Here is a 15,949-nt window from a genome sequence, read left to right on the forward strand (position 1 = left end):
CGTGACCTGACCTCCGGTCAGGTCGGCCCGGCTTCGCTCGGGCCCGTCGGTCACTCCGCTTCGCTCCACTCCCTCCGGGACGGCTGATGTCGGATTACATGCCTGAACTGGGTTTTTGGTTGACCTCACTACAGGCTCACTAGGGGGAGGGGTGCGCTCCGGGGGCGCGTGCGGGTCGACTTCACTCCTGCCAGATTGGCCTAGACCATGGTCCAGACCAGCAAAACGGCTGCGCGGCCGGTCCCGGTCCGCTACCCTGATGGGGTGACTCTCAAGAGCGAGTGTATCAGTTTTGGCCCGCTGGGCGATCCCGCCGCAGATGCCGTGTGGAAGCTGCCCGACGGGGCCGTTTTGGCCCTCTCCGGTTTTCTGCACGGCGTATCCGATTCTCCTGTTCAATTGGGTTCGGCTTTCACGGATTGTCCGGCCTCTATTGTCCGGCCAATGTATCAGAAACGCACTGCTCGAAATTCCGGCGGGAGTCCCGGGGTCGGTTCCGGGAATGGGTGAGGGGAAGAGATTCTGTGAGCATCGTCAAGCCGGGCCTGAAGGCCGCGAAGGCTGCTTCGGGGGTCACGCTGCGCGCGCACCAGGAGGAGGCGCTGGCGGCCATCGTGAGGGCGCTGACGCCCCGTCCGGGACTGCTGACGCCCCATGGGCTGCGGGCCACCGTGCAGATGGCCACAGGCTCGGGGAAGAGCTTCGTGGGGGCGGCGGCTGGCCAGAAGCTGGCGCCGCACGGGGCGGTCCTGGTGGTGGTCCCCACCTTGGATCTGCTGCTCCAGATGATCGGGGCCTGGAAGGCCGCGGGCCGGGCCGGGGCGATGTACGCCGTGTGCTCGCTGACCCAGGGCGCCCTGCCACTGGGGGTACGGGGCAGCACCAACGGGGTGCAGATCGCCGACTGGCTGACCGAGGCGGGCGAAGGCCGGCGGCCGGTCACGCTGTTCGCCACGTACGCCTCCGTCGGCGCCCTGAAGGACGCCTACCAGGCCGGGCCGGCGGTCCTGGGCAAGGAGGTGCCGCCGCTGGCCCTGATGGTCTGTGACGAGGCGCACCGGGCCTCTGGGAGCCTGGAGAAGACCTGGACGGTGGTGCACGACCAGGACAAGATTCCGGCTCTCAGGCGGCTGTACATGACCGCCACGCCGCGCATCTGGGCCCCGCCGAAGGCGGCCGTGCGACGGCGTGAGGGCGCCTACCAGCCGCTGCCGGACGACCTTGTGTGTTCCATGTCAGATTCCCGTGTCTTCGGGAAGACGATCTTCTCGCTCGGGCTCGCCGAAGCCATCGACAGGAAGCTGCTGGCGCCCTTCGAGGTGGTGGTGCTGGAGCTGCGCGATCCGGAATCGGACCGCAAGGCCGCCAAGCGCCAGCCACTGCCCTGGGGGCCGGGAGTGGGCGAGGACGAGAACGGCGAGGAGGACCAGGTCCGCCCTGAGCGCCTGGCGGCCATCCAGGCCGGCCTCATCAAGACCGCCGTCGAGCGCCAGCTCGGCCGGGTCATCACCTTCCATTCCCGCACCATCGAGGCCCGCTATTTCGCCGAGACGCTCGGCCAGACCGCCGAACGCCTCCACGAGGAAGACCCCGAGAAGTATCCCGAGGAGGTATGGGCTCAGTGGCTCTCCGGGGAGCACTCGGTGGATTACCGGAAGGAGACCATCCAGGGCTTCGGAACGGCGCAGGAAAAGGAGGGCCTGGCGCACGCCTTTCTGGTGAATTGCAAGGTTCTCGGCGAGGGCGTTGATATTCCGAATGCAGACGCGGTTCTCCTCCAGGGGCGAGGGTCGATGGTGGATATCGTCCAGGCCATCGGCCGTGCCCTTCGCATGAAGCCCGGCGAGGGGAAAGTGGCGTCTCTTATCGTGCCCGTTTTCCTCAAGGCCGGGGAGGAATCCGGGGACCTGCTGGAGTCCGATTCCTACGCGCCGCTTATCAAGATCCTTACCGCGCTGAGGGCCCACGACGCCAAGGTGGTGGAGAACCTCGCCGTGCCGCAGAAGTCCGGCAAGCGGACCACCGGGCGCAGCGCCGAGGCCGTTGCCGCACCTGGTGAGGGTGAGGTTACGCCGGAGGGGACGCCTGCGTTCACGCTGCCGGTTCGGTTTCAGGACCCGGTCGATCCGAATGTGCTGGCTCTGTTTGTGAGTCTGCGGGTTCTGACGGGTGAGAATGAGGCATGGCGGGTTGGAATCGGGCACGCGCGGCGTTGGTTCGAGGAGCACGGATCGCTGGACATGCCGTATTCCACGATGGTCGGTGAGGATGATTCCTTTCCGCTTGGACGGTGGTTGTCGGACAGGCGTGGGGAGTATTCGGAGGGGACATTGGCGCGTCACCGTGTCGGGATGCTGGATGACCTGGGCATGGTGTGGTCGGTGTCGGAGCTGCGGTTCGAGACCGGGTTGGACTGGGCGCGGGTGTGGGCGAAGGAGCACTTCGGGTCCCTGGCGGCGCCCACTCGGGCTGCGGTGGGCGGGTTCGGGGTGGGGGCCTGGCTCGCGTCGATGCGGCTGGCCGCCTCCTTGCCGGAGGGTGAGGAGGGCGCCCTGGAGGCGGACAAGCGCCGGCGGTTGGAGGAGATCGACCCGTGGTGGAACCCCACCTGGCCGGTCACCTGGCAGCGCGCGTACGTGGCCGCCAGGGCGTGGTGGCTGGAGTGCGACGGCCGGGTCGACTGGCCCGCCCTCCCGGCCGACACTGAGTTCGAGGGGGAGCAGCTCGGGAAGTTCATCGCCCGGGTGCGGGCGGAGTGGCCGACGCTGGAGCAGGACCAGCGGGACCTGTTGACGGCGCTGGGCATCGAGGAGGACCCGGAGCTGGTGACCGCGCGGGAGGCGGCCGCGGCGAAGCCGAAGACGTCCCACGCGGATCGTTTCCAGCAGGGCCTGGAGGCCTTGGCGGCGTTCGTGGAGCGCGAGGGCCACGCCCGGGTTCCCAGGGCCCACAAGGAGGCGCTGGGGCCCATGGAGAGGCCGGACGGGGGCGGCGACGTCGATGCTGGTGCGGTGGTGGCGTTGGGTACCTGGCTGAACAACCAGAAGGCCCGTCGGAGCAAGCTGACGGCCGGTCAGCTCGCACAGCTCGCCGAGTACGGCGTGGCGTGGGCGTGAGCGGCCTCATGGTTCCGGCCGTGCTGATGAGCTGGTTGTAGCACTGTTTCCATCAGGTCCTGCTGGCCGATCCCGCGATGCTGCGGGGTCGGCCAGCAGCGTTCGGTGGGGGCGGCCGACGGTGTGTACGCCCGGCCGGCCGCCCCGGGACCGGCACCGCCCGGCGGGCCTGGGGCGTGGGGGTGTCCGTCCCGGGCCGGTGCATGAGCAGTGCCGTGCCGCGCCCTGGTCGGGGCGCTCGGCTGGTTCAACGAGCGGAGCGGGCCGCGGGCACGTCCGGGTCGATGGGGACCCCTGGTCGGCGCCGGTGGTCTCCAGGCTCAAAAGTGTGTCACTGTGACACACTTTCGGCCCGGCACCCTGGGTCGGGCGGCGGGCCGAAGGCGGGTCAAAAAGTGTGTCACAGTGACACACTTTTCAGGTCAGTCGAGGGGTACGCCAGCGTCGGCCAGCGCTGCGGTGAGGGTCTTCACCAGGAGCACTACCCGCTCCGGGTCGCGCTCGACGGCCAGCCGCACGGTGTTGGGTTCGAGGATCCTGACGGCCTTGTCCAGCTCGGCCGCGGGGTTCAGCTCGCCCTTCTCCGTACGCTCCGCGTCCTCGTCCGGCCGCAGCTTGTAGCCGCAGTCGGTGATGGCCTTGGTGAGCTCTTCCGGGTTGGGGACCGATCCCTTCTTCGCGCTCCATGCCGCCGCCCACACCTTGAGGACCGCTTCCGCGCCCTTCTGGCGGCGCAGCGGGTGCAGGACGAGTGCCTGGCGTGCCGCCAGCTCGGTGACGGGGGGCTCGGCGGCCTGGAGGATCTGGAGCAGGGGGATGACGCGGGTGATGCGGTATCCGCTGGCGCGGGAGATTCCCCAGCGCTCCTGGCAGTAGCGGCTGAAGGACTTGTAGGGCTTGCCGTTGGCGTCCTTCAGGTGCTTGTAGAGCTTGTTCTCGTGGACCCAGACGAAGAAGGGGCCGGCCTCGTCGAGGAACTCGGCCATCGCCTTCTCGGCGGTCTCCTGCCAGCGGGCCTTGGCCGCCTCGATCGCGCGCTCGCAGACGGCGATCTGCTCGCCGGGCTTGGCCTTCGGGTCGGGCAGGGAGGGGCGGGGCGCGGCCGGCACCGGGGCCGTCTCCGCCTTCGGGCCGGGGCTGCCGTCCTCGGCGTGGGGCGAGGTTGCCGGGCTGGAGTCGTTCAGGTCGAAGTCAGCGAGTCGTCCCATCAGGCGGCCATCTCCAGCGTCTCGACCAGGGCCCGGTAGTGACCGAGCTCCTTGGGGCAGGTTTCCATGGCGTCCTCGTAGTCGACCAGGTCGGGGATCTCGGCCGCGAGCAGGTCGTAGCCGGCGTCCTTGACCTTTCCGCGGGCTGCTTCGTTGTGGGAGGCCCTGGCGTTCTTCACGCGGGTGAAGACGACGTTCGCCGAGATTTCGTGGAGTCGGCCCGCGTCCCGGGCCGCCGAGAGCGCACCGTCGAGGGAGCCCTTGATGCGTCGCATCTCGGCCTTGCGCGGGCTGGTCACGAACAGGACGTGATCACAGACGGCGACAGCGGACCCGAAGATGTCCGAGCTCTCACCGCCGCAGTCGATGACGACGACGTCGTAGCCATCGGTGTCTTCCATGACGCGCTGTCCGACCCGGGCGTGGGGCCAGGTCTCGATGTCGAAGGGGAGCGGGTCGCCCTTCTTCTTCGCGATGCGGTGCCAGTCGTACGCGGTCTGGGAGAGCGGGTCGGCGTCGACCAGCAGCACCTTGAGGCCGTAGGCGACGGCGTACACCAGGGCGAGGTAGACGCTCATGGTGGACTTGCCGACGCCGCCCTTCAGGCCGCCGACCGCGATCACCTTCTTCTTCCGCGTCTTCTCCGGGTCGAGCCATGTCAGGGTGGACCGGGCGGCGGCCTGGGCGGCGCTCAGCGCTTCGGATCGGGGGATACTCTCGGGGCTGGTGGTCGTCATCGCTTTCTTCCTCACCGGGTTGGTCGTGGTGCGGCCCCATCGGTGCCCCGCCTCGGCCAGGCGGGGCTCCGTGCTTTCCGGGCCGGAATGAGCGTAGCCGCCCCTATGGCCGACACGGACGGGTCCGCACCGTCTCGATCCGGTGGACCTTGCCGAGCGGCGGGGATTCGCTCCGCCCCGAAACGCAAAAAGGCCCTCCCGCCCGGTCGGGAGACCGGACGGGAGGGCCTTGGGGTGGTGCTGTGCGAGCTCAGGCCGGGACGGGGCCGCCGACGCGATCGAGCCCGATTGCCCGGGTGACGACCGCGAGGGTGGAGGCCCAGTCACCCGCGTGATGGACAGCGCGGTCGTCCACGTAGCAGGCGGCGCCCAACTTGGTGTTGGTCACCAGAATCGGACCGCCGACCGATGTCCAGTACGCCCGCTCAGGATCCGGGTCGACGAACGCGGCCAGGCCGGAGTACCAGGTGACCCAATCTGCCACCTCGGGAAGCCAGCGCCTCGGCCTGGCCGTGTAGACGAACACCGCCCTGTGCTCAGCGAGCGTGCGCAGCGCGTCGATGGCGCCGGGCTGGGGCAGGCCGATGCGGCCGCCGAGCCAGGGGCCGGGCTGGGTGAGTGTGCCGTCGAGGTCCAGGCCGACGGCCTGGCTGGCTGGGCTGTCGGGGCTGGGGGCGATGACGGAGCGGGTCACGGGGTCCTCCAGGCTGCGGGGCGGTTCGGGGAGAACGCGCCCGGCCCGGTCCGCTGGGGCGGGCCGGGCCGGGCACTGCTGGGTCGTCAGGTGCAGCGGGGGTTAGAAGGGCGGCTCCTCGGAGTAGCCGCCCGCGAAGGTGGACTGGCGGGCGTCGGGGTCCTGGTCGTCCTCGTCGTCCAGGTCGCGGTGGTCGTCCGGCTCGTCGTCGCCGTACTGGTCCTCGTCGCGGTAGTGCTCGTCTTCGTCGACGTCGGTCTCCGGGTCGAGGGTGCCGGCCTCGGCGAGGCGGTCGAGGAGGGCGACGATCTCGGCGAGGGTGTGGACCTCGATCGGGCGCTCGCCGTCGGCGACCAGGTAGTAGGTGCGGGCGCCGGCGCCGTACCGGTCGCTGGGGGCGGGCAGGCACAGCAGGTGGGCGTCGGGGGTCAGCTCGCAGGTGGCGCTGCCGTCGGCCTGGCCGGTCCAGTTGGCGGCCTGGGTGAGGCTGCCGGAGCCGTGGTCGAGGCTGTGGGCGCGGGTGGCGGCGCGGTGTGCGGCGTCGGCGGCGGCTTCGGTCGTGAGCTGCTCCGGCGAGGGGGCCGGGGTGGTGGTTGCGGTGGCGGTGTAGCCGTAGGCGGGCAGGCCGAGGCGGCCGCGCAGGGGGCGGCGGAGCAGGGTGGTGGCCTGGTCGGCGAGGCAGAGGGCGAGGGCGCCGGCGGCCGCGGTGAGGGTGAGGCGGGTCTCGGTGGGGCGGGCGGCCAGGGCGCGGTAGGTGGCGAGGCCGGCGGCGGCTCCGGCGAGGACGGTGGCGGCGCTGTCGGCGGTGTCCAGGGCGGTGGCGAGCAGGCGGGTGCGGGCGGTCTCGGTCATCTCGGGATGTCCTTCCGGTGGTGGTGTGCGGGGTGCGGGGCAGTCAGATCCAGGCGCCGGTGGGGTCGTCGCTCACCGGCTCCGGTCCGGCCGCGGCGGCCGGGGCGGGGGCCGGCTGGTTGAGGAGGGCCAGGAGGAGGTCGGCGACCTGGAGGACGCCGACGCGAATCCACGGCTGCGGGCAGCAGTCGTACAAGCCGTCGACGCCGGGGTGGATCGGGGCGCGGCCCCGGTGGTCCTGGTCGCAGGCCGGCGCGATGGCGGGCAGATCGTCCAGGCGGACCAGGCGCCAGGTGCCGGGCAGCGGCCGGTCGGCGTGCCGCTCGATCTCGCGCTGAGCGGCGGCGCGCAGGGCGGCCAGGTCGGGGGAGAAGGTCATCTCGGGTGGCTCCGTGCTTCCAGTGCGAGGCTCGGCCGGGTGGCCGCGCCGCGCACCAGAGCGCCCCGCCCCCGGCTGGGTGCCGGGGACGGGGCGCGCGCTGGTGGGCAGCGTCAGGACCCGGAGAAGCGGTGCAGTCGGACCTCGTCGAACCCTTCGCCCGCGAGCAGCTCGCGGGCCGAGCGGACCATGCGGTGCTGCCAGCGCACGACGTCCTCCGGCACCCGCCTCTCGGCCGGCCGCCGCGCGTTCCTCGCCAGACACACCGGCAGTGGCACGTCCACCCACGTCGCCACCACACGGCGGCCGTGCTGGTGGCCGAGCTCGACCAGCTGCGCCCTGTGGTGTGCCTCGGCCGACGTGTTGTCCACCCAGGTCGTCAGGCCACGTCGCAGCCGCATGGCCAGGATCTGGTTCTGCAGCAGGACGGCGTCGGCGGTCGCCTCCTGCTGGCCGGCCGAGTCCGCGACGACAGCGCGCAGGCCATCGAGGCTGACGACCTGGGTGGGCGGGAGGTGGCGCAGCAGGGTCGACTTGCCCGAGCCACTGGCCCCGATCATGACGACCAAGTCGCCGGGTTCGGCCGGTGCCAGGACGTTGTCGATGGCGGAGGGCTGGGTGGAGAGCATGGGCGATCCCTTCGGTGGGCGGCTCTGGGCGGGTGTCAGCGGGCCAGGACGGCGGCGGCGATGGTCTCGAAGCCGTGGTGGACGGCGGCGTCCATCCGCGCCGCGCCGTTGATGCCGTGGTCGGCCAGGCGGTAGAAGTTGCCCTTGCCGGTGGCCTCGGCGAACCGCTCCAGCAGCCCGCCCGGGACCCTTCGGTCAATGGCGTAGTGAGTGAGTCCCGAGATGGCGAGGGCGGCGGCGAGGTGGCCGGGGCGCAGGCGCAGGCCGAACGCGCGGGAGCCCAGGAGAAGGGCCGCGGCCTGGGTGGCGGAGTAGGTCAGGCAGTGAACCGCGCACGCCTTTCGGCCAGCCTTCGTGCCGTGGACGGTGCCGTCGTCGCCGACGGCGGGAGCGGCGTCGGTGGCGCCCTTGGTGCGGGCACAGAAATCCGACTGCACGAGGTGGTCCCCGATGTCCGCTGCGGCGCGCAGCAGGGCGTAGCAAGAGGCGAAGCGGGCGGCGCGGTCCGTGCGGGCGGTGGTGTTCACGGCGGGTTCCTCCGTCGGTGGCGGGTGTGCGGCTCTCCGCCGCTTCGCCCCCGGGCCGGGGCGGGCATCGGGGGCGAAGCGGCGCAGAGCCGGGTGAGGGCACGAGCTGGTGGGTCAGGCCAGTTGATCGGCGGCGGCGGCGACCAGGCGCTCGCTGGTGGCGGCGGCCTCGGTGCGGGCCCGGTCGAGGGCTGTGTGGTCGGCTGCGCCGCGCAGGGCGTAGGTGGCGCGGGCGGCGTCCTGGGCGGCCTGGGCAAGGACGGGGGCGAGAATGGCGAGGGTGACCAGCGGGGCGGTGATGTCGGCGCGGGTGCGGTGGCTCTCGCTGCGCGCCTCCGCGTATACCGCGTCGTCGGCGCCGGTGAGGCGCAGCCGCTCGCGGGCCCACATGGCGCGGCGGTGCGCGGCGAGGGCGGTCACCAGGGCGGTGACGGCCTGGACGAGTTCGCGGCGCCGCTCCTGGTCGGTGCGCTCGGTGCGCTCGGTGCGGGCGGCCCGGTGCTGGAGCGCGGTGACGGTCAGGGTGCCGGCGAGCGTGCCGACGACGCCGACCAGGGCGATGGCGAGTTCGGCGGCCATCAGGCACCGGCCTGCTGTGGGGCGGGGCGGCGTCCGGTGATCGCCTCGGGGCGACGGGACCAGCGCACGTAGTCGACGGAGCTCGCCGCGTAGGTGGTGGTCATCATGCTGCCGGAGCGGTCGATCGCGTCGTGCAGGCTCTCCAGGCGCTGCCAGGCCAGGCGCAGCTGGTCGAGCAGCCAGGTGCGGTCTTCGCCGGTGAGCTGCGGGGCGGTGGCGACGACGTCCAGGCGGCCGCGGTCCTGGACGCCGGCCGCGAGGAAGGCGTCGATCCGCCGGGCCTCGTCGGCGGTGAGCTTGTCGGCGAGGCGCCGGGCTTCCTCGGCGCCGGGGTCGTCGTCGTAGCTGGCGAAGGATCGCTCGGAGAGCGCGAAGCGGGCCAGCGCCCAGTCGGTCGCGCCCTCCTCGATGCTGTCCTGGCGCCAGATTCGTCCCGGGCGGGCGAACGGCGCGTGGACGGTCGGGGTGGTGTCGGTGGTCACGGTGTCCTCCCGTGGTCGGTGTCGGCCGGGCGGCCGCGCCGCGCACCACCACGCCCGCCGCGCCGGCCTGGCTGGCCGGAGGGGGCGGAGGTGGTGGTGGGCAGCGTCAGTGCCCGGAACGGCGGTCAGTCGAGCCCGGCGCGCAGCTCGTCGGCGCGGGCCTGGGCGCGGCGGGCCATCTCGGGGTTGGCGCCAGCGCCTCGGGCGGCGGCTTCGGTGAGGGTGCGGATGAGGACCTGGCGGCCGGCCTGGTCCAGGGGCGGCATGGGCCGGCCGTCACGCCGGGCGGCCCACCGGGCCGCGAGCGGTTCCAGGTCGGCCAGGTTCGCGCGGTACTGCGGCTCGGTGCTCTCGTTGGTGGGCATCGGGTGTCCTTCCACTCAGGGGGAGTGCGGGCGGTCTCTCATTGGGTGGTCCGGCCGGGCGCCGGCGCCGCGCACCACGGCGCCCGCGGTCCCGGCCTGGCTGGGCGGGGACGGCGGGCGTGGTGGTGGGCAGCGTGAGTGCCCGGGCGTCAGTGCAGGGCGCTCCAGGCGATCAGCAGGAGCACGGCGGCGGCGATGAGGACGGCCTTCGGCGAGATGCTCGTGGTGGACTCCAGGCGCCGTATCTCGGCGTGGATGGCGTCGCACTCGGCCTGGATTCCGGCGTGGGAGTGGCTGCCGGGGGTGAGGCCGGCCAGGATCGCGGAGCGGTGGTAGAGCTTCTCGTAGAGCGCGGCGATCTGTGCGTCGCGGGATACGGCCAGGGCCACGGTGGGTGCCTTCCGGTGGGCGGTGCTCGGCAGATGGGCGGTGAGGCCGGGGCCGACGCTGTGGGCGCCGGCCCCGGCGGTGCGGGTGGTCAGGTGAGGCTGCGGGCGTCGGTCAGGCCCTCGATCCGGGACGCCTGCCCGTGGATGCGCTGGGCCAGGACGGTGAGCCGCTCGGTGTCGGTGGTGCTGACCCCGCGGGCGAGGCCGGCAGCGAGGCGGTCGGCGTCGGCGCGCAGCTGGGCGACGTCGGCGGCCAGGGCCTGGGTGCGCTGGGCGATGATGTCGGCCACCCGGACGGGGCGGGGGAGGGCGGGTTCGGGCACGGGTCGGCTGCTCCTGGTGGTCGTGGCCGGGGCGGGGGTCAGCGCTGGTCGAAGGGGCCGGTCGGTGCGGGGACAACGGTCGGCCGGGCCCGGGTGACCGTCTTGGGCTCGGGGGCCTGGATGGTGATCTGCGGGGCGACGTCGGTGCGGTTGATGACGGTCGGGCGCAGGCTGAAGCTGATGCCGCGCAGGGCGAACAGGGAGACGACGGCAAGGGCGGCGGCGGTGAGGCCGGTGGCGACGGGGCGGCCGGCCACGGGGGCGGCCTGCCACACCATGGCGAGCGTCGCGCAGGACCAGGCCGACCACGCGAGACGCGCGACGGCGCCCTGGCTGAGGAAGGCGAGCAGGCCGACGACCACGCCGACCGTCTTCCACGCGCCGTACGCGGTGGCCTCAGTGAGCGGGGCGGGCAGGTGGGCGGCGAGGTAGGTGTGGATCGGGCCGGTGATCGCGGCGCGCAGGCCGTCACCGGAGCCGGGGATGTGCTCGGGCAGGTGGATCGCGCCCATCACGGCGGCGGCGCCGTTGAGCAGGATGCCGCCGACGGTGCCGAGCACCAGGACCGCGAAGGCGGTCCCGACCAGGAAGGTGAGGCCGCGCACCCACGGCTCGGCGGTGGCGAAGTCGTCCAGGCCGTCGACGACGTCGCTGCGGCGCTTGTCGAGCCAGCCGCCCGGGGCGGTCAGGGCGCGGGCCCGGCGGCCGGCCGCCTCGCGGATGCTCGGGGACGGCTGCGCCTCGGTGTTGTCGGGCTCGCTGTACTCGGTGTGCTGGTTCACGGGGTGCTGCTCCTTGGTGAGGTTGGTGTGGTGGTGCGCGGTTCGTGGCCCGCCCCGGCGGGTGCCGGGGCGGGCGGGGTCGTGCGGGGTCAGCCCTGGAGGCGGATCGGCATCAGCAGGTGCTGGTAGTCGCCGCCGGTGTCCTCGCCGCTGTGGCCGAGGACCAGGACCGGCTTGGTGGAGGAGGTGAGGTGGAAGCGGGCCTCGGGGGTGGTCATGGACTTGAGGCAGTCGGCGAGGTAGCCGGGGTTGAACGCGGCGTCGCACCCCTGGACCCGGTCGTCGAGCGAGCCGACGGAGTTGCAGGGGATGCGGTCGGCCGCGCGGGCGTCGTCTCCGTCGCCGGCCTCGATGAGCAGCTGGTCGCCGTCGACGGCCAGGCGGATCGGGCGCTTGTCGGAGGCGACCAGGGCGACGCGCTTGATGGCGGCCAGCGCCTCCTCGACGGGGACGGTGATGGTCAGCTCCGCGTCGGCCGTACTCGGGAACAGACCGCGGAACTTGGGGAACTCGGCCTCCAAGAGGCGGGTGCCGGTGGTGCGGCCCGGGATGGAGAGGGTGAGCTGCCCGTCCGACCAGCCGATGCTGACAGGGTGTTCCCCGGCCAGGGCGCGGGCCGCCTCGGCGAGGAACTTGGCGGGCACCAGGACGGTGCGGGCCGCCGCGTCGAGCTCCTCGGCCGTCGGCCCGGCGTCGTCACCCTTCTTCTTGGCCTTCTTCACCGGCTTGGTGTCGGGCAGGGTGCCGGTGGGCTTCACGGTGAGTTCGCGGACGGCGAAGCGGTAGCGGTCGGTGGCTGCCAGGGTGAGCCGGCTGCCCTCCAGGACCATCTGCACGCCGGTGAGGGCGGGCAGGGTGTCGTCGGTGCCTGCGGCGACCACGGCCTGGGCGACCGCGTCGGCGAGCGCGTCGCCGTCCACGCTCAGCACGGTGTCCGGGGCCGCGGGCAGGGCCGGGTACTCCTCGACGGGCAGGGTCGGCAGGGTGAAGCGCGCGGTGCCCGCGGTGAGCAGCAGCCGGGCCCCGGAGAGTTCGATGTCGACCTCGGCCGCCTTCGGGAGCGCCTTGCAGATGTCGTTGAGCAGCCGTCCGGAGACCAGCGCGGTGCCGTCGTCGGCGATCTCGGCGTCGAGGCGGGTGGTCGCGCAGGCCTCGTAGTCGAACGCGGCCAGGTGCAGCCCGTCCGGGCCGGTGCGCAGCAGGATCCCGGCGAGGACCGGCACCGGGGGCCGGGTGGGCAGGGCGCGGGCGACGTGGGCGACGGCGTCGGCGAAGGGGCCGGCGAACAGGCGGAGCTTCACGGTGTCCTCCAGGACGGTCAGGCGGTGGCGGTGAGGGCGGCGAGCTGTTCGCGCTCGTCGTCGGTCAGCTCGGAGCAGGGCAGGCAGGAGCCGAGCGACTTGAGCGGCAGGCAGTGGTCGTAGCGGGTGCGGCAGATCGGGCAGGTCTGGCGGGCGGCCATCGCCCGGTCCAGGGCGGCGGCCCGGCCCGGCGTCATCGGCCGAACCGGCAGCGCGCCGTCGAGGCGGTAGAGGTAGGCGATGCGAAGGCCGCGGCGGGTGACCACCTGCGCGGCTGGCTCCTGTCCCCCGGGCCGGAGGCCGAGTTCGCGGAGCTGGCGGCGGGTGTGCAGTCCGGGGTCGGCGAAGCGCCAGGGCCAGGTGGGGAGTCCGCCGTGGTGCTCGCCGGTCGGGTCGAGGTCGGGTGCGCGCACGGCGGACTCTCCCTGTCTGCTGGCTGGTGGCGGGTGGTCAGGCGCTGGCGGTGCGGCGGCCGTAGGGGGTGATGCGGGTGCGGCCGCGGTTGTAGTGCGGGACCGGGTCGGTGCCGGGCAGCAGCACCCAGTCGTGGGGCTGCAGTTCCTGGCCGTCGCGGTCGCTGTAGCGGCTCTCGCCCGATGTGGTGCTGTCCTCGTCGTGGGTCTCGGCCTGGACGCCGGCTGCGGCGAGCTGGGCGTCGGTGAGCTCGCCGACCTCGCGGACGGTGCCGGGGACGACGTCGTACGCCTCGGCGCGGGCCACGTGCGCGAAGGCCTGGTCGAGTTCGGTGAGGCAGGCGACGGTGCGCTGCTGCCAGCTCGCGGGCATCGACTGCAGCAGGGTGCGCGGCACCACCAGGTAGTTGGCGTAGGTGAGGCCGAACCAGCTGTGCACCGGGCCGTCGGCCGGGATGCCGGGCAGCGGGTTCTGCCCGGTGATGGGGGCGGCCGGCGCCGGGCGGCTGTCGCGGGCGGCCTCGTGGTCGCGGTCGTCGCTGCCGCAGATCAGCCAGCCGCCGCCGGTGTCCGTCCACTCGCCGTCGACGGCCTGCTCGACGGCTTCGCCGACGGTGCTGTGGTGGCCGTACTCCTCGTCGAACGGCTCGCCGCAGACCTTGCAGCGCGCCGACCAGAGGAGAACCGGCTGCACGGCGCCAGAGGCGGCGTGCGGCTCGGGGGACCAGACGCGGCCGCGGTGCAGGACCACCGCCCGGTCGACCGGTGCGCCGAGGCTGCCAGTGTCGTGCAGGGCCGCTTGGGCGGTGTGCTGGGCGGCGGTGAGCAGCGCGGTGATGTGGTCGCGCATGGGCCGCTGCTCGCCGGTGCCGGTGAGCCACAGCGCCCATTCGGTGCTCTCGTCGCCGACGGGGGCGGGGTCGACGGCCGGGCCGGGCAGGGCCGGGGCGGTGGTGGTCGGCGTGGTGGTGAGGGTCACGGAGTCCTCCGGGGTGGTGGTGTCGGTGAAGCGGCGGGCCCAGGTGCGGCGCTGCCCGCCCTGCCGGGGTTCGGCGGGGCGGGCGGCGGCGGGGTCGGGTCGGTCAGTCGCGGACGGCGGGCAGCGCGGCGGGGGAGCCGACGTTCTGCTGGCGCTGGGTGGCGAGCCAGGCCCCGGCGGCGGTCATCAGCCGGCCGTCGCCGAGGGCGTCCAGCGGGGCGGTGTCGATGTCGTGCATCAGCTCGGCCGGGTCGAGCTCGCGCATGTAGGCGATGGGGGCGTGGGGGAGGACCTCGCCGGTGGCCAGGACCTGGACGGTGGAGCGGCCGCGCAGGTGCTGGCCGTAGGGCAGGACCTTGCAGACCTGGGTGTGGTCGGGGTGGCTGGTCAGGTAGCGGTCGGCGTCGCGGTACAGCACGTAGTCGCCAGGGGCGAGCCTGAGCGGGGCCGGGGCGGTGGCGGGCTGGATGGCGGGCTGCTGCATGGCGTGGTTCCCTTCTCGGCGGTGTCGGCCGGTCGGCCGGCCCCGCCCCCGGACGCGCCCCGCCCGCCCGGCCGGAGTCGGCGGGGCGGGCGGGGTACTGCCGGGGGCGAGACCGAGCGGCCGGTCAGCTGATGTTGTTGGTGACGGAGCCGCGCCACCCGGCGGACTGCTTGGCGATGTTGGTGTTGACGGTGCGGTGAACCAGCGCCAGGACGGTGCCGGTCGCATTCGCGCCGTCACCGGTGGCGGTGGCGCTCGCCCCGGAGGCGGCCTTGGAGGCGACGGCGCGCAGCTTGCCGATCAGGGCGGCCACGCCGACCGCGACGGTGGCGACCGCGATGGCCATCCACTTGAGGACCTCGGCGATGTCGCCGGAGTGTGGGGCGACCAGGCCGATCCCCGCGCCGACCATCCACACGAAGCCGCCGGCCGCGAGGGCCGCCGCCGATCCGTACAGGACGCCATGGCGCACCGCGAGCGGCAGGCCCGGGTCGGCCGGCGGCTGCATCGGGGCGACGGCCGCAGGGGCGGGCTGCGCCTGGGCGGCCTGGGTGGCGAGCGGGTTGTGCACGGGGACGGCGACGACCTTGCCGTCGACCAGGGCGGGGATCAGGGCCGGGGTGTCGGCGGCGGGCCGCAGCGGGACGGCGACGACCAGGCCGTCGAGCGAGGCCGGCACGAAGCCCTCCTGGAGGAGGTAGGCGTTGAGGTCGATCGCCGTGTCCGCGCGGGGAGCGGTGACGGAGGTGGTGTAGATGCTGTCCACGGGGTGCTCCAAAGGGGTGCGAGGGGCGGTCGGGGAGGGGTCTGCGGGGCGCCGCGGCGCCTTCTGGGGCCGCCGGACCGCACCCGGTGGCGGGCGGGTCCGGCGGCCCCCGGAGAGGCCGGGAGAGGGGCGGTTGAGCTGGCGTCAGCCCTCGGTGGGGGCGAAGGTGCGGAACAGGTGGGCGGGGGCGTGGGGGTGCTCGGCGAGGGTGCCCAGGCCCGGGGTGAGGCGGGCGGTCATGACGACCTGGTGGGCGTCGCGCAGGGCGGTGTCGACCAGCGGCAGCGGCGGCTGGAAGTCCACGCCCCACGTCTCGACGCGCAGGCTCATCCCGGCCAGGCGGCCGGTGCGGGCGATCTCGTCCGCCAGGCGCGCCACGTCGCCCCGGGTGGACAGGTGCGGCCAGTCGCCGAGGGTGATGCTGATCAGCGGCCGCTGCGGGGTGGGGGCGTAGGGGCCGTCGGCGTCGGTGTCGAGCAGCCGCTCGCGCAGCAGCTCGACCGCTTCCAGCAGCAGGTCGGCGGCGCCGTCCTTGGTGGTGGTGGCGCGGTCGGCGTACTGGTGGCTGGGCCGGGTCCCGTTCGCGTCGGCGACCCAGGACCGGACGAGCGGGCTGGCGTGCTCGGCGGCCAGCAGGTGGTCGATCAACGTGCTGGATCCGGCGCCGGTGCGGGCGCTGATGTGCAGGTGCACGGCGCCGTTGACGTTCCACAGCGGCACGCGGGCCAGGCGGCCGTCGGCGTAGCGGCCGATGGCGGCGGTGCCGGTGGCGGTGTCGAGGAGCTGGTCGGTCGGCGGCCGGGGCGCCGGGTCGGCGAGCTGGGCGGTCTCCTCGTGCTGGCGGGTCAGTTCGGCGTGGTGCTCGGCGGCGTGGGCGGAGGTCATGGCGTTCCCTTCGGGAGAGGTCGTGCCCGCCGCTCCGGGGCGGAGGCGGCGGGCACGAT

General features: G+C 73.5%; 20 protein-coding genes. 1 reads left to right on the forward strand and 19 read right to left on the reverse strand.

Going from position 1 to position 15,949, the window contains the following annotated elements; genetic code table 11:
• The first annotated feature begins 524 nt into the window (after nucleotides 1–524).
• Nucleotides 525–3,116 (forward strand): Helicase associated domain protein, encoded by a 2,592-nt coding sequence (locus tag AB0D10_RS39685; RefSeq protein ID WP_360265786.1) that lies wholly within the window; start codon nucleotides 525–527, stop codon nucleotides 3,114–3,116.
• 422 nt (nucleotides 3,117–3,538) lie between these two features.
• Here the strand turns inward: AB0D10_RS39685 and AB0D10_RS39690 are convergent, their stop codons facing one another.
• The 19 genes from AB0D10_RS39690 to AB0D10_RS39780 all read right to left on the reverse strand — a co-directional run bounded on the left by AB0D10_RS39690 (nucleotide 3,539) and on the right by AB0D10_RS39780 (nucleotide 15,890).
• Complete coding sequence (locus AB0D10_RS39690; protein ID WP_360265788.1) at nucleotides 3,539–4,324, reverse strand: hypothetical protein; 786 nt, start codon at nucleotides 4,322–4,324, stop codon at nucleotides 3,539–3,541.
• Nucleotides 4,324–5,061 (reverse strand): ParA family protein, encoded by a 738-nt coding sequence (locus AB0D10_RS39695; protein ID WP_360265790.1) that lies wholly within the window; start codon nucleotides 5,059–5,061, stop codon nucleotides 4,324–4,326. Before AB0D10_RS39695 ends, AB0D10_RS39690 begins: the two co-directional genes overlap by 1 nt.
• A gap of 250 nt (nucleotides 5,062–5,311) precedes the next feature.
• On the reverse strand, nucleotides 5,312–5,755 hold the full coding sequence (locus AB0D10_RS39700; protein ID WP_360265793.1) for a hypothetical protein: 444 nt from the start codon (nucleotides 5,753–5,755) through the stop codon (nucleotides 5,312–5,314).
• 102 nt (nucleotides 5,756–5,857) lie between these two features.
• Nucleotides 5,858–6,607 (reverse strand): hypothetical protein, encoded by a 750-nt coding sequence (locus AB0D10_RS39705; protein ID WP_360265796.1) that lies wholly within the window; start codon nucleotides 6,605–6,607, stop codon nucleotides 5,858–5,860.
• Between the two features lie 43 nt (nucleotides 6,608–6,650).
• Complete coding sequence (locus tag AB0D10_RS39710; RefSeq protein WP_360265799.1) at nucleotides 6,651–6,986, reverse strand: hypothetical protein; 336 nt, start codon at nucleotides 6,984–6,986, stop codon at nucleotides 6,651–6,653.
• A 113-nt stretch (nucleotides 6,987–7,099) separates the two neighbouring features.
• On the reverse strand, nucleotides 7,100–7,615 hold the full coding sequence (locus AB0D10_RS39715; RefSeq protein ID WP_360265802.1) for an AAA family ATPase: 516 nt from the start codon (nucleotides 7,613–7,615) through the stop codon (nucleotides 7,100–7,102).
• 35 nt (nucleotides 7,616–7,650) lie between these two features.
• Nucleotides 7,651–8,142 (reverse strand): hypothetical protein, encoded by a 492-nt coding sequence (locus tag AB0D10_RS39720; RefSeq protein ID WP_360265804.1) that lies wholly within the window; start codon nucleotides 8,140–8,142, stop codon nucleotides 7,651–7,653.
• 114 nt (nucleotides 8,143–8,256) lie between these two features.
• Entirely contained in the window at nucleotides 8,257–8,721 is a 465-nt protein-coding gene (locus AB0D10_RS39725; protein WP_360265807.1) for a protein kilB, read from the reverse strand.
• The gene (locus tag AB0D10_RS39730) at nucleotides 8,721–9,203 is read right to left on the reverse strand and encodes a hypothetical protein (RefSeq protein ID WP_360265810.1); all 483 of its coding nucleotides are present in this window, start codon (nucleotides 9,201–9,203) and stop codon (nucleotides 8,721–8,723) included. Before AB0D10_RS39730 ends, AB0D10_RS39725 begins: the two co-directional genes overlap by 1 nt.
• Before the next feature lie 125 nt (nucleotides 9,204–9,328).
• Nucleotides 9,329–9,568, reverse strand: a complete 240-nt coding sequence (locus tag AB0D10_RS39735) for a hypothetical protein (RefSeq protein ID WP_360265813.1) — start codon at nucleotides 9,566–9,568, stop codon at nucleotides 9,329–9,331.
• Between the two features lie 149 nt (nucleotides 9,569–9,717).
• On the reverse strand, nucleotides 9,718–9,957 hold the full coding sequence (locus tag AB0D10_RS39740) for a hypothetical protein (RefSeq protein WP_360265815.1): 240 nt from the start codon (nucleotides 9,955–9,957) through the stop codon (nucleotides 9,718–9,720).
• 89 nt (nucleotides 9,958–10,046) lie between these two features.
• A complete protein-coding gene (locus AB0D10_RS39745) occupies nucleotides 10,047–10,280 on the reverse strand; it encodes a hypothetical protein (RefSeq protein ID WP_360265818.1) in 234 nt (77 codons plus the stop codon).
• A 38-nt stretch (nucleotides 10,281–10,318) separates the two neighbouring features.
• Nucleotides 10,319–11,062, reverse strand: coding sequence for a hypothetical protein (locus AB0D10_RS39750; protein ID WP_360265821.1), 744 nt, complete (start codon nucleotides 11,060–11,062; stop codon nucleotides 10,319–10,321).
• An 89-nt stretch (nucleotides 11,063–11,151) separates the two neighbouring features.
• Entirely contained in the window at nucleotides 11,152–12,363 is a 1,212-nt protein-coding gene (dnaN, locus tag AB0D10_RS39755) for a DNA polymerase III subunit beta (protein ID WP_360265824.1), read from the reverse strand.
• 17 nt (nucleotides 12,364–12,380) lie between these two features.
• A complete protein-coding gene (locus tag AB0D10_RS39760; protein ID WP_360265827.1) occupies nucleotides 12,381–12,776 on the reverse strand; it encodes a ferrous iron transport protein A in 396 nt (131 codons plus the stop codon).
• 37 nt (nucleotides 12,777–12,813) lie between these two features.
• Nucleotides 12,814–13,755 (reverse strand): hypothetical protein, encoded by a 942-nt coding sequence (locus AB0D10_RS39765; protein ID WP_360265829.1) that lies wholly within the window; start codon nucleotides 13,753–13,755, stop codon nucleotides 12,814–12,816.
• Between the two features lie 103 nt (nucleotides 13,756–13,858).
• Nucleotides 13,859–14,239: a hypothetical protein gene (locus tag AB0D10_RS39770; protein WP_360265832.1), complete on the reverse strand. Its 381-nt coding sequence runs from the start codon at nucleotides 14,237–14,239 to the stop codon at nucleotides 13,859–13,861.
• Between the two features lie 124 nt (nucleotides 14,240–14,363).
• On the reverse strand, nucleotides 14,364–15,005 hold the full coding sequence (locus AB0D10_RS39775) for a hypothetical protein (RefSeq protein ID WP_360265835.1): 642 nt from the start codon (nucleotides 15,003–15,005) through the stop codon (nucleotides 14,364–14,366).
• A 144-nt stretch (nucleotides 15,006–15,149) separates the two neighbouring features.
• Nucleotides 15,150–15,890 (reverse strand): hypothetical protein, encoded by a 741-nt coding sequence (locus AB0D10_RS39780; RefSeq protein ID WP_360265838.1) that lies wholly within the window; start codon nucleotides 15,888–15,890, stop codon nucleotides 15,150–15,152.
• Between the last annotated feature and the right edge of the window lie 59 nt (nucleotides 15,891–15,949).

The sequence above is a fragment of the Kitasatospora sp. NPDC048545 genome (assembly GCF_040651155.1).
GTDB lineage: Bacteria > Actinomycetota > Actinomycetes > Streptomycetales > Streptomycetaceae > Kitasatospora.